Origin of the sequence: Janthinobacterium sp. SUN128, from assembly GCF_030587275.1 — a bacterium.
Taxonomy (GTDB): Bacteria; Pseudomonadota; Gammaproteobacteria; order Burkholderiales; family Burkholderiaceae_D; genus Janthinobacterium; species Janthinobacterium lividum.
Map to the genome: position 1 here is coordinate 4,093,688 of NZ_JAPWHY010000001.1, position 12,491 is coordinate 4,106,178.

Consider the following 12,491-nt stretch of genomic DNA (forward strand, 5'->3'; position numbering starts at 1 on the left):
TGGCGCGGCTTTCAGACGGCAGCTAAAAGCTTAGGCTTTGCGTTGCGCTACCGCGTCAACGACGCACAGCGCCGTCATGTTGACGATACGGCGCACGGTGGCCGATGGCGTCAGGATGTGCACGGGCTTGGCGCAACCGAGCAGGATCGGACCCACGGCGATGCCGTTGCCGGCCGCCGTCTTCACCAGGTTGTAGGCGATGTTGGCCGATTCGATGTTCGGCATGACGAGCAGGTTGGCGTCGTTCTTCAGTGCCGAATTGGGCATGATTTTCTGACGCAGCTTGCTGTCCAGGGCCGTATCGCCGTGCATTTCGCCATCGATTTCCAGGTCCGGCGCGCGCTCTTTGATGATGGCCAGGGCGGCGCGCATCTTTTGCGCCGAAGCGCTGTCGCTGGAACCGAAATTCGAGTGCGACAGCAGGGCCGCGCGTGGCGACAGGCCGAAACGGGTCATCTCTTCGGCGGCCATGATGGTGATCTCGGCCAATTGCTCGGCGTCCGGGTTTTCATTGACGTGCGTGTCGACCATCACCAGCTGGCGTTCCGGCATGATCAGAACGTTCATGGCGGCATACACGTTGCTGCCGGCGCGCTTGCCCAGCACCTGGTCGATGTATTTCAGATGCAGCTGGGTGGTGCCGAAGGTGCCGCAGATCATGCCGTCGGCGTCGCCCTTGTGGATCATCATCGAACCGATCAGGGTGTGGCGGCGGCGCATTTCCAGCTTCGCGTATTCCTCGGTGACGCCCTTGCGGCTCGTCATCGCGTAATACGTGTTCCAGTAATCGCGATAGCGCTCGTCGAAGTCCGGGTTGATGACGTCGAAGTCGACGCCCTGCTTCAGGCGCAGGCCGAACTTCTGGATGCGCGCTTCGAGCACGGGCGGACGGCCGACCAGGATAGGACGCGCCAGTTTTTCATCGACCACCACTTGCACGGCGCGCAGCACGCGCTCTTCTTCGCCTTCGGCGTAGACGATGCGTTTGAGTTCGGCCGGCGTGGATTTGGCCATCAGGAACAGCGGCTTCATGAAGGTGCCGCTGCGGTAGACGAATTGCTGCAGGCTGTCCGCGTACGCTTGCAAGTCCTTGATCGGACGCGTGGCGACGCCGGAATCCTCGGCCGCCTTGGCCACCGCTGGCGCGATCTTGATCAGCAAACGCGGATCGAACGGCATCGGGATCAGGTATTCAGGACCGAACGACAGGTTGCTGATGCCGTAGGTGGTCGCGACGATGTCCGACTGCTCGGCATGCGCCAGGTCGGCGATCGCGTGCACGACGGCGATTTCCATTTCGCGCGTGATCGTCGTCGCGCCGCAATCGAGGGCGCCGCGGAAGATGTACGGGAAGCACAGCACGTTGTTGACCTGGTTCGGATAATCCGAACGGCCCGTGGCGATGATGGCGTCGCTGCGCACGGCCTTGACTTCTTCCGGCAGGATTTCCGGGTTCGGGTTGGCCAGCGCCAGGATCAATGGATTCGGCGCCATCTTGCGCACCATGTCCTGTTTCAGCACGCCGCCGGCGGAGACGCCGAGGAAAATGTCGGCATCCGGGATGATCTCGCCCAGGGTGCGCAGCGGCGTATCTTGCGCGAAGCGTTCCTTGTCCGGGTCCATCAGTTCCGTGCGGCCCTTGTAGACGACGCCGGCCAGGTCGGTGACGTAGATATTTTTCAGCGGGAAGCCCAGATCGACGATCAGGTCCAGGCAGGCCAGCGCCGCGGCGCCAGCGCCCGACACGACCAGTTTGCAATCTTCGATTTTCTTGCCGACGGCTTTCAAGCCGTTCAGGATGGCCGCGCCGACGATGATGGCGGTGCCGTGCTGGTCGTCATGGAAGACGGGAATCTTCATGCGGTCGCGCAGCTGGCGTTCGATGTAGAAGCACTCGGGGGCCTTGATGTCTTCCAGGTTCACGCCGCCGAAGGTCGGTTCCAGCGAAGCGATGATATCGACCAGCTTGTCCGGGTCCATCTCGTTGATTTCGATGTCGAAGACGTCGATGCCGGCGAATTTCTTGAACAGCACGCCCTTGCCTTCCATCACCGGCTTGGCGGCCAGCGGGCCGATATTGCCCAGTCCCAGCACGGCCGTGCCGTTGGTGATGACGGCCACCAGGTTGCCGCGCGCCGTATATTTATAGGCATTCGCCGGATCGATGACGATTTCTTCGCACGGTGCCGCCACGCCTGGCGAGTAGGCCAGTGCCAGGTCGCGCTGATTGGTCAGTTGTTTGGTGGGCGTCACGCTGATTTTGCCGGGGCGCGGGCACTCGTGATACTCGAGTGCGGCCAAGCGCAATTGTTGACGCAATTCTTCTTTTTTATCAGATGACGAATCCATGCTGTGCTGCCTTCCTGTTTGGTCGATCGGGTGTTCCGGATTTTATCAGACCGATTCTTTCAATTAGCTAGGTATTTTCCGCTAGCCACAGTCTGATATCACGAAAACGCATAACCTAGCATTGTAAGGCCGTCCGGCGGCACAAACGTCCTGAACAGGAAAAACTATCAAACTTTAGATTTCAATTAGTTTTTGCGATGGAACATCGGCGGCGCGCCACAGCGGCAGCGCGGCGACGGCGCGCTCGATATCGCCCATGTCATCCGCGCCCAGGGTACTGTCGAACGGCGCGGACAAAATGCTGCGCATCAGCGCCAGGCGCGTCGTCGCCTGCTGCGCGTCGATGAAGCGCGTCGTCTCCGCGCAATACTGCGCGCGGCGCTGGGCATCGGCGCCATCATCTTCGCCGTCGGGATAATAATGGCGGCCGATGTGATGCAGCGACTGCAGCAGGAATTCGATCTCGCGCAGGATGCGCAGCGCATCCTCGCCGGACAGCACGATGCGGCGGTTGGCGGGCAGCAGGGAGGACGGCGTGGCTGGACTATTCAAAGTTTTCTTCGATCAGGAATGCATAGTCGTCATCGATCAGCATTTGCAGATAAGCGTCGAAGCTGTCGGCGATGACCTTGTAGTTGTCGGGGTCGTGCAGGAAGCGCACGATCTGTCCAACCTTGCCGGACGCCGTGGGCGTGAAATCGACATACAGCCGCGAAGAGCCGCCATTGTTCATGCAATGCGAAAAACACAGGCGCTGGCCCTGCTTGATGCCGGCGTCGATGCGGACGTCGACGATGCCGGGATCCTGTTCCAGGTAATGGCCATAGATATCGGCGATGCTGCGCTGGTTCGCTAGCCCGTCCTGCAGGATCTGTTCGACGGAACTCAGGTAATACGGATACTCGAACACGTCCGAGCCCAGCATGTACACCAGCACCGTGCCGCCGGCATACTCCTGATAATAGGTGCCGTTGTACGTGCCCAGCAAGCGCAGCAGGCTGTCCGGGCACAGCGGATACGTCTGGCGCAAGCTGGCCAGTTGTGCCGCGCTGGCGCCGCTGGCCATCGCCAGGTCCACGAATGGTTCCGGTGGCAAGGCATTGAGCACGCCTTCGAGGTAGCGGTCGACGATGTCCATACGTGGCTGGTTCCTGATTTGACGGGTTGGCGCAATATAGCAGCTCAGGATACGCGGCTGGCGCACGGCTGGACCAGTGTCCCGCCCGGCGCGAAACGCACCGCGATCAGCAGCAGGAGCACGACGCCGCCGGCCATCACCATCCACGCCTGGGCCAGGCTGGACGAGTGCTGGCGGATCAGGCCGGCGATGAACGGCATGCTGCTGGCGATGATGTAGCCGCCGCCCTGCACAAAGCCCAGCAGCGCGCCGGCGCCGGCCGGGTCACGCACGTGGTCCATGCTGACGATCAGCGACAGGGGAAACAGGGAGCCGATGCCGCAGCCCAGTAATATCACGGCGGGCAGCGCCAGTTGCGCCGGCGCCACGATCAGGCAAGCCAGGCCGGCCAGCACGGACAACAATACGGCCAGCAACAGGATGCGGCGGTCGGGGAAGCGGTGGATGATGCTGGAAATCACCAGTCCCGCCAGCACTTCCACCAGGGTCAGGCCGCCCAGCAGGAAGCCGCTGTCGGCCGCGCTCCAGCCCAGTTCCGTATAAAACGGCGGCAGCCAGGCCAGCACCAGGGTGTAGGCGCCCGTGCCGATGCCGAAAAACACCATCAGCAGCCAGGCGCGGCCACTGCCCACGGGCAGGCTGGCGCCCGCGCCGCCGGACACCTCCACGCGCGCGGCCGATGCGCGGCGCCACAGCAGCGCGGCGGCCACGGCAGGCAGCGCCCACAGGGCCAGCAGCGCATTCCAGCCCCAGCTTTGCGCCAACGGTGAAGCGGACGCGGCGGCAATGGCCGCGCCGCCCATGATGCCCGTCGTATAAAAGCCCATCAGCTGGCCTGCCCGCTCGGGGAAATGGCGCTTGATGAAGGCCGGCAGCAGCGCCTGCACCAGCGCGATGCCCAGGCCGCCCAAGGCCGCCGTGGCGATCAGGCCGCCGCTGCCGTGCAAGGGCCAGCGCAGCGCGCAGGCGGCAGCGATAATGGCGATGCCGAGACTGATGCCGCGCGCCACGCCCAGCCGGCGCTGCAGCTGCGCGCCCGCCAGCGCACACACGCCCATGGCGAACACGGGCACGGTGGTCAGCAAGCCCGCGTCGGCATTGCTGATGCCCGTGCCGGCCTGGATACTGTCAAGCAAGGGGCCGATGGCCGCCAGGATGGGGCGCAGATTCAGGCCCAACAGGATGATGGCGGCCACCAGCAGGGCCGAAGACATTGAAGAAGATAGGGGCGCGGCAGGTCGTGCGGAAGGCATGGGATAGTCCTTGCCTCGCTGGGAGGCACATGGTTTAATGCGTCATCAGAATATGACTCGATGAAAAGTATCTTAACATAAAGATAGAAAACTATCTTGAGGTCGAGATAGATGATCCAAAGATACAAGGATACCCATGACAGATGCCCCGCAAGAACACACGCGCGCACAATTTGCCGCAGCACAATGGCAGCGCGAACTGCCGCAGATGGATACCAGTGCCATGCAACTGGTGGGCCAGCTGGGCACGGTGGCGCAGCTGATGGCGCGCGACTGGCTCAATCCGCTGTTCGCCGAACACGGCTTGCAACCGGGCGAATTCGACGTGCTGGCCACCTTGCGCCGCTCGGGCGCGCCCTACAGCCTGATGCCGACGGCCCTGTACGAAGCGGCCATGCTGTCCTCGGGCGGCATGACCAACCGCATCGACCGGCTGGAAGCGGCTGGCCTGATCGAACGCCAGAAGCATCCGACGGACCGGCGCGGCGTGCTGGTGGCCCTGACACAAAGGGGATTGGAACTGATTGAAAAGCTGGTGCTGCTGCACGTGGAGAACGAGCGCGCCATGCTCTCGGCTTTGAATTCGGACGAGCAGCGCCAGCTCGACCAGTTGCTGGCCAAGCTGCTGCACGGCATGGCGCAGGCGAAGAAAATTTAGGCGAGCAGACGCGCCAGCTCGCGCAGCGCCGCATGGCCGCGCCGGGCTTTGCGCTGCAATTCTTCCGGCGCACAGTGTCCATACAGGGCCTGGACGTGGCCCTCGCTGGCGGCGCGCAGGTCGAGTTCGCCCGCACCGGGATTGGGCAACTGCCCCTCGACAAGGGTCAGGAAATAATGGCGGGGCGCGCCATGCAGGTTGGTCGCGAACTGCAGCACCAGGCCGCTGTCGAACAGCAGCGCACCGCTGTGGGCGCCACTTTCCAGCAGCAGCCGGAACGGCGGCAGGGGGCGCCGCGCCGCGCGCAGCACGCTGGCCAGGCGTACTTGATAACCGAGTTCCAATCCATTCGCGTGCAAGCGGCCGCCTTGCAGATACACCTTGAACGATGTTTGCACGGCCCGGCTGGCGCGGCGGAACCAGCGCTCATCCTCATACAGGCACAGCTGGCCGCCATCGCACAGCTCGTAAAATCCGCGCGCCAGAAGTTCCGGCGCCGTGAACGTGGCCAGGCCGACGGCCTGCGGCTCGCGCAGCCAGCCGTCGTCAAGATACGACTGCAGCACGGTGTGGATATCGTGTAGGAGCATAGGAAAATGAACAAGGCTGGCAAAGACGGGCATTGTATGCCAGCCTATAATAGCCGGGCCACACCATCATTCAACGAACAGACCACGCCATGGCCCCACACGACGCGCTTTCCGAATTCGACCTGATCAAACAATATTTCGTGCGCCAGCGCCCCGGCCGCGCCACCCTGGGCATCGGCGACGATTGCGCGCTGATTACGCCCGGCGCCGGCAAGCAGATCGCCATCTCGTCGGACATGCTGGTCGAGGACCGGCACTTCTTTGCCGGCGCCGACGCACGCATGCTCGGTCACAAAAGCCTGGCCGTGAACCTGTCCGACCTGGCCGCCATGGGCGCGCGTCCCGTAGCCTTTACCCTGGCCCTGGCCCTGCCGCAAGCCGAGCGCGCCTGGCTGGCCGGCTTTGCCGAAGGCTTGTTTGCGCTGGCAGACGCCTTCGGCTGCGAATTGATCGGCGGCGACACCACCAAGGGCCCTTTGAATATCTGCATCACCGTGTTTGGCGAACTGGCGCCGGGCCAGGCCCTGCGCCGCAGCGCGGCCGTAGCGGGCGACGATATCTGGGTCAGCGGCACCCTGGGCGATGCGCGCCTGGCGCTGGCCGGCTATCGCATGGAGCAGGAACTGGCGCCATCCGACCTGCTCATAGCAAGCGCGCGCATGCACACGCCGACGCCGCGCGTGGCGCTCGGTTGCGCGCTGGCCGAAGCGGGCCTCGCGCATGCGGCCATCGACATCTCGGACGGCCTGGTGGGCGACCTCGGCCACATATTGAAAGCGTCGCAGGTGGGCGCCACCCTCGACGTCGACGCCCTGCCGGCCGGCCCCGTGCTGGCGCAACAGGCAACCATAGTGCGCCGCCGCTACACGGCCGCCGGCGGCGACGACTATGAACTGTGCTTCACGGCGCCGGCTTCCTCGCGCGACGCCATCGCCGCCCTGGCGGCAAGCTGCGGCACGCCCGTCACGCGCGTAGGCAGCATCGAGGCGCAGGCGGGCTTGCGGCTGGTGGATGCGGCCGGGCAGCCGCTCGATTTGGCGCTGAATTCTTTCGACCACTTCAGCGAATAAAAATAAGGAATCCGCCGAATCAGCGCACCGCCATCCGCGCCAGCCCCGGCTGGTTCACCATCCAGTAGTGCTGGAAGGCCAGGCGGATGTTGTCGCGCAGCTGGGTGTCGTCCCACGGTTTCGTATAGAAACGGTAGATGGCGCCCCGGTTGATCGAGTCGAGCACGGCTTCGAGGCCCGTGTAGCCGGACAGGATGATGCGGATGGTTTCCGGGTACAGCTCTTTTACTTTACTGAGGAATTCCGTGCCGCTCATGCTGGGCATGCGCTGGTCGCAGACGATCACGTGCACCCTGTGCAGGGCCAGCATTTCAAACCCTTCGGCCGGCGTGCTGGCCGTGAGAATCTGGTAGCCTTCGGGACGGAACAAACGGTGCAGGGACGACAGCACGTTGACGTCGTCGTCGACGATGAGCAGGGTTTGCGCGGGCTGCGCGGCCGGGTCGTGGCCGGGCGGCAGGCCGGCGCCGGCAACGATCATCTGCCCCAGTTCCAGCGCCGGCAGGGCGCGGCTGAAATAAAAACCCTGTATTTCATCGCAGCGGTTGCGCCGCAGGTATTCCAGCTGCGGGCGCGATTCCACGCCCTCGGCCACCACGCTCAGTTTCAGGCTGTGCGCCATGCTGACGATGGCCAGCGCGATGGCCGCGTCGTTCGGATTGCTGGTGATGTTGCGCACGAAGGCGATGTCGATTTTCAGCTTGTCGATGGGGAAGCGCTGCAGATACGCGAGGCTCGAGTAACCGGTGCCGAAATCGTCGATGGCCACCTTCACGCCGATTTTCTTCAGCTTGCCCAGCACGACGATGGTGCGCTCGGCGTTCGACATCAGCGCCGTTTCCGTCAATTCCAGTTCCAGCAATTCCGGCGCCACGCCATGCTGCGTCAGCGCGCGCGTCACTTCGCCTTCCAGGTCGCCTTCGGCAAACTGGCGGCTCGACACATTCACGGCCACGTGCACGGGCCCCACTTCGCTGTCGCGCCACTCGGCGATCTGGCGGCAGGCCGCCTGGATCACCCAGGCGCCGACGCGCACGATCAGGCCCGTGTCTTCCAGCACCGGCACGAATTCGGCCGGCGCCACCAGGCCGTAGCCGGGACGGCGCCAGCGCAGCAGCGCTTCCACGCCACTGATGCGGCCCGTGCGCAAATCCACCTTGGGCTGGTAGTACAGGATGAACTGCTCGTGTTCGAGCGCATGGCGCAGCGCCAGTTCCAGGTCCAGACGCGCCAGCACCTGCACGTTCATGCCGGCCGTGAAAAAGCGGTAGCCGTCGCGGCCCGCCTGCTTGGCGCCGCCCATGGCCGTATTCGCGTATTTGATGAGGGTTTCCGGGTCGGTGGCGTCGTCCGGGTACATGGCGATGCCGATGCTGGCCGTCAGGGTGGCCGCGTGGCCGCGCAAGTCGAACGGCGCGCGCAAGGCTTCGCGCACCTGGTTCGCCACGGCCACGGCTTCCTGCTGGTTGCGGCTCATGGTGAGTATCAGCGCGAATTCGTCGTTGCCCAGGCGTCCCACGGTGTCGCGCAGGCGCACGCATTCGACCAGGCGGTTGCTGAACTGGCGCAGCAGTTCGTCGCCCAGCGCCGCGCCCAGAGTGTCGTTGATGCTTTTAAAACGGTCGAGCGCGATGAACAGCACCACGATGCGCCAGCTTTTTTCCTGCGCCAGTTCGACGGCCTGGGCCAGGGTCTGGTAAAACAGGCTGCGATTCGGCAGCCCCGTCAAGCCATCGTAATGGGCCAGGTGCTTCAGGCGCTCCTGCGCCTGGCGCCGTTCGCTGATGTCGCGCGCCACGGCGATCAGCAGCAGGCCGCCCGCACCCTGCCCGCCCGCCACGGGCGCCTGCGCATACCAGTGCCAGCTCAGCTCCACCGGCACCAGGCTCAGGTCGCGCCGCACCAGTTCGCATTCCGTCACTTCCGTGGCCAGGTGGGCCGGGCCGCCCGGCAGCGCGGCCAGCGGCGGGGCCGGCGGCGACGGCAGCAAGGTGCCGGGCGCCAGCGCCAGCAGTTCGCTGCGCGCATAGCCGAGCAGGCGGCATGCGCCATCGTTGACGTCGACCAGGGTCATGCCCAGCACGTCGACGAGGAAGATGGCGTCGGTGGTGGCGTCCATGGCGCCGCGAAAGCGCTGCAGTTCCGCCGTGCGCTGGCCCACCGTGCGTTCGAGCAGGGTATTGTAGTGGCGCGCGGCGCGGTGCAGCAGCCGCACTTCGAGCATGTTGCGGATGCGCGTAAGCACTTCGAGCGCGTCAAACGGCTTGCTGATGAAGTCGCGCGCCCCCGCTTCCAGCGCCGCCAGCTTGGCGTCCGGATCGGCGGCAATCACCAGCACGGGCAAATAGCCTTCCAGTTCCAGCGGGCGCAAGGCATCCATCACGTCGTAGCCGCTCATGCCGGGCATCACCAGGTCGAGGATGATCAGGTCGAACTGATGGCGCTGGTGCAGGCCGGCTACGGCGCGCGCGTCGAGGGTGCTGGTGATGGCCGTGTAGCCGCCGCTTTGCAGCAGATGCTCGAGCAGGCGCAGATTGACTTCCTGGTCGTCGACGATGAGAATTTTCGCCGCATAGATATCGGCCTGGCTGATCATGGCGCGCCCGTTCCCTTCTGCCGGCGCTGCTGCGCCACGTAGGCCAGGGTGCTGTTGATCGCCTCGGTAAATTCATCGAGGTTGATCGGCTTGGTCAGATAGCGGTAAAAGCCCAGCGCCATGCTGCGCTCCACGTCGCCCGGCATGGCGTTGGCCGTCAGGGCGATGACGGGGATGTGCGCCGTGCGCGGATCGGCGCGCAGCAGTTTCAGCGCATCCGTGCCGTTCACGTTCGGCAGGTTGATGTCCATCAGGATCAGCTGCGGCAGATGCGTGCGCGCCATATCCACGCCCAGGCGGCCATCCGTTGCCGTCAGCAGCTGCAATTGCGGGCAGTAGCGCACGATTTCCTCGACCAGGGTCAGGTTGGCGGGATTGTCTTCCACGTACAGCAAGGTCACGGGGGCGCTGTGTTCGAGCAGCGCCCCGGCCAGGTCCGGACGCGGCAAGGCCGGGGGCGCAGGCGCGGGCAAGGCATCGACCACGCGCAGCTCGATCCAGAACGTGCTGCCCTCGCCGGGCGCGCTGGTCACGCCGATGCTGCCATCCATCAGCTCCACCAGGCGCTTGGTGACCACCAGGCCGATGCCGCTGCCTTCTTCCGTGCCGCCTTCCTGTCCCAGCCGGTTGAAGGGCTGGAACAGCAGCGCCACCTGTTCGCCGTCGAGGCCCACGCCCGTGTCGCGCACGCTGATGCGCACCCGGCCGCCCGCCTGCGGCGCGCAATCGATGGCCACCTGCCCCTGCTCGCGGTTGTACTTGAGCGCATTCGACAGCAGGTTCAACAGAATCTGCTTAAGGCGCGTGCGGTCGGCCAGCACGTTCAGGGGGCAGGTGTCGGGAAAGGCCATGCCGATGCCGCGCTGGCTGGCCAGCGGCGCGATCATGTCGCGGCATTCCTGCAAGATGGCGTCCAGGCCCACGGGTTCGAGCGACAGGCTGACCGTGCCCGATTCCACCTTGGCCAGGTCGAGGATTTCATTGATCAAGGTCAGCAGGTGGCGCCCCGATTTCAGGATATGCCCGGCAAATTCCTTCTTTTGCTCCAGGGTCGACGGCAGGCGGTCGGAACTGAGGATTTGCGCAAAGCCCAGGATGGCGTTGAGCGGCGTGCGCAATTCATGGCTCATCGACGACAGGAAGGCCGACTTGGCATAGTTGGCGCTGCGCGCCTCTTCCATCGCCATGGCCAGTTCGCCATTCGTCATTTCCAGCTGCATCGTGCGCTCGTGCACGCGCACTTCCAGTTCCTGGTTCAGGCGCATGACTTCCTGCTGCGCCTCGGTGCGCTGTTCGCCTTCGCTGGCCAGCTCGCCGTTCGAGCGCTCCAGCGCCTGCGTGCGCAATTCGATCTCGGCCAGCATCTTGTTGAAGGAATCGACCAGCTGCGCCACTTCGTCGACGCTGAGCTTGCGCGCGCGGCGCGAATAGTCTCCCGTCTCGATCACTTCACGCGCCACGTCGGCGATATCGAGGATGGGTTGCGTGATGACGAAATCGAGGCGGCGCAGCAGCAGCAAGGCCACCAGCAGCGCCAGCACCGTCACGCTCAGGGCGATGGCCAGATAATCGGCCGTGCGGCCGGCCAGCTCGTAATCGGCGCGCAAATACACGGTGCCCAGCAGTTCGCCATTGTCGACGATAGGCTTGAACAATTCCACCGAACTGCCCTGGATGCTTTCGCCTTCCTTGCCCGCCTTCGCCGGCAGCTCGCCCACATGCTGGTTCGCGCGGTAGCTGGCAAACAGGCTGCCATCCGCCTTGTACAGGGCGCCGGCCGTCACGCGCGGGCGGATGCGCATCAGGTTGAGGTTTTCCAGCGCCAGGCGTTCGTCGTCGAAGGCCAGCGCGGCCGAACTCATGTGCCCCAGCAGTTCGGCCTGGGTACTGATGTCGGCCACCAGGTTGCGGTGGTAGGCGCGCAAGTCGTAGACGACGATGGTGCCCAGCGAAATGACGAGCGCCACCAGGGTGGTCAGCAAGACCACCGACATCAGCTTGTGGCGGATGGAACGCAGTCGTATCATCTAGGCGCCTCCCGTCTGCACGCGGTAGGCGGCCAGCAGCATGCGCGCGCTGATGCGGATATGCGCCTGCGCCACGGGTTTCAGGGCCACGTCGAAGCGCACCTTGTCTTCGGCCATCACAAAATTGATCATGCTGCCCATCGCGTAGACCTCATCCGAATCGGATACCGTCAGCAACGCCAGGCCACGGCTGGCGGCCAGCATCTCCTGCAGCGCCGTTTTATCCAGCGCCCCCAGGTACAGCACGTGCAGCCCGGCCAGCGCTTCGCCACGCCGCACTTTTTTCACCTGCACGGCGCGGCCGTTGACGCTATGCCCGGCCACGCTCTGTTCGAGCTGCTCGGCCAGCGCATCGGCGCCCGCCACGCCGATCACCAGCGGAGAGTCGGGCCGGGCAAAGCTGCCGTCGGGCCATTCGACATAGCCGGCAAACTTGTACAGATACCCGGCCTTGACCTGGCGTTCCAGCTCCCCCGGCACCTGCGCCCGCGCCTCGATACACAGCACGCCCAGGAGCAGCAATAGCCACTCCCAGCGGAGAGGGCGGCGGCCAGCACCGCGCGCGGAGCAGCGCAGGGGGCCAGGATGACGCCACCAGGTCCAGTTCAGAATTACCATGACAACCGAGTAAAGATAATGCTATACGAAGGCGCGGCACCATGCCGCTTGCCTGTTCGAGCGATGCGCACCAGGGTGGCGCAGCGACAGAGCGCCTGCCAGCCCGAAGTGGTAGCAAATGTATAAAAGAGTGTACGCATTTTCGCTGGTACCGGGGAAAGTTTCTTTTACCGTTGGCCATGCTACAGTCTT

General features: G+C 64.5%; 10 protein-coding genes. 2 read left to right on the top strand and 8 right to left on the bottom strand.

From position 1 onward, the window contains the following. Window positions 1–30: 30 nt before the first annotated feature. The 4 genes from O3297_RS18490 to O3297_RS18505 form a co-directional block, all read right to left on the bottom strand. Window positions 31–2,349: an NADP-dependent malic enzyme gene (locus tag O3297_RS18490; protein WP_034780543.1), complete on the bottom strand. Its 2,319-nt coding sequence runs from the start codon at window positions 2,347–2,349 to the stop codon at window positions 31–33. Window positions 2,350–2,523: 174 nt separating this feature from the next. Beyond that, the gene (locus tag O3297_RS18495) at window positions 2,524–2,901 is read right to left on the bottom strand and encodes a hypothetical protein (protein ID WP_305049380.1); all 378 of its coding nucleotides are present in this window, start codon (window positions 2,899–2,901) and stop codon (window positions 2,524–2,526) included. After that, window positions 2,894–3,487 carry an SMI1/KNR4 family protein gene (locus O3297_RS18500; protein WP_151097211.1) on the bottom strand — a complete coding sequence of 198 codons (594 nt, stop codon included), beginning with the start codon at window positions 3,485–3,487 and terminating at the stop codon, window positions 2,894–2,896. Before O3297_RS18500 ends, O3297_RS18495 begins: the two co-directional genes overlap by 8 nt. A 44-nt stretch (window positions 3,488–3,531) precedes the next feature. Beyond that, on the bottom strand, window positions 3,532–4,740 hold the full coding sequence (locus O3297_RS18505; protein WP_305049381.1) for an MFS transporter: 1,209 nt from the start codon (window positions 4,738–4,740) through the stop codon (window positions 3,532–3,534). 136 nt (window positions 4,741–4,876) lie between these two features. Between O3297_RS18505 and O3297_RS18510 the strand changes: the two genes are divergently transcribed. Beyond that, a complete protein-coding gene (locus O3297_RS18510) occupies window positions 4,877–5,398 on the top strand; it encodes a MarR family winged helix-turn-helix transcriptional regulator (protein ID WP_099394946.1) in 522 nt (173 codons plus the stop codon). Here the strand turns inward: O3297_RS18510 and O3297_RS18515 are convergent. After that, window positions 5,395–5,988 carry a hypothetical protein gene (locus O3297_RS18515; protein ID WP_305049382.1) on the bottom strand — a complete coding sequence of 198 codons (594 nt, stop codon included), beginning with the start codon at window positions 5,986–5,988 and terminating at the stop codon, window positions 5,395–5,397. The genes O3297_RS18510 and O3297_RS18515 overlap by 4 nt on opposite strands. Before the next feature lie 89 nt (window positions 5,989–6,077). Here O3297_RS18515 and thiL point away from each other — a divergent pair, with 89 nt between their 5' ends. Further along, entirely contained in the window at window positions 6,078–7,058 is a 981-nt protein-coding gene (gene thiL / locus O3297_RS18520) for a thiamine-phosphate kinase (RefSeq protein WP_305049383.1), read from the top strand. A gap of 19 nt (window positions 7,059–7,077) precedes the next feature. On the opposite strand, the gene O3297_RS18525 is transcribed toward thiL, so the two are convergent. Genes O3297_RS18525 through O3297_RS18535 form a run of 3 tightly spaced genes read right to left on the bottom strand, consistent with a single transcriptional unit; the run spans window position 7,078 to window position 12,203 of the window. Next, the gene (locus tag O3297_RS18525; RefSeq protein ID WP_305049384.1) at window positions 7,078–9,654 is read right to left on the bottom strand and encodes an EAL domain-containing protein; all 2,577 of its coding nucleotides are present in this window, start codon (window positions 9,652–9,654) and stop codon (window positions 7,078–7,080) included. After that, the gene (locus tag O3297_RS18530; RefSeq protein WP_034780560.1) at window positions 9,651–11,681 is read right to left on the bottom strand and encodes an ATP-binding protein; all 2,031 of its coding nucleotides are present in this window, start codon (window positions 11,679–11,681) and stop codon (window positions 9,651–9,653) included. The genes O3297_RS18525 and O3297_RS18530 overlap by 4 nt, the downstream gene beginning before the upstream one ends. Continuing rightward, window positions 11,682–12,203, bottom strand: a complete 522-nt coding sequence (locus O3297_RS18535) for a YfiR family protein (protein WP_034780562.1) — start codon at window positions 12,201–12,203, stop codon at window positions 11,682–11,684. It lies immediately after the preceding gene. Window positions 12,204–12,491 lie beyond the last annotated feature (288 nt).

What these genes read in the sequence shown, in the direction of transcription:
- O3297_RS18490 (WP_034780543.1), bottom strand. Translation starts at nt 2,349, where the DNA reads ATGGATTCGTCATCTGATAAAAAAGAAGAATTGCGTCAACAATTGCGC.
- O3297_RS18500 (WP_151097211.1), bottom strand. Translation starts at nt 3,487, where the DNA reads ATGGACATCGTCGACCGCTACCTCGAAGGCGTGCTCAATGCCTTGCCA.
- O3297_RS18505 (WP_305049381.1), bottom strand. Translation starts at nt 4,740, where the DNA reads ATGCCTTCCGCACGACCTGCCGCGCCCCTATCTTCTTCAATGTCTTCG.
- O3297_RS18510 (WP_099394946.1), top strand. Translation starts at nt 4,877, where the DNA reads ATGACAGATGCCCCGCAAGAACACACGCGCGCACAATTTGCCGCAGCA.
- O3297_RS18515 (WP_305049382.1), bottom strand. Translation starts at nt 5,988, where the DNA reads ATGCTCCTACACGATATCCACACCGTGCTGCAGTCGTATCTTGACGAC.
- thiL (WP_305049383.1), top strand. Translation starts at nt 6,078, where the DNA reads ATGGCCCCACACGACGCGCTTTCCGAATTCGACCTGATCAAACAATAT.
- O3297_RS18525 (WP_305049384.1), bottom strand. Translation starts at nt 9,654, where the DNA reads ATGATCAGCCAGGCCGATATCTATGCGGCGAAAATTCTCATCGTCGAC.
- O3297_RS18530 (WP_034780560.1), bottom strand. Translation starts at nt 11,681, where the DNA reads ATGATACGACTGCGTTCCATCCGCCACAAGCTGATGTCGGTGGTCTTG.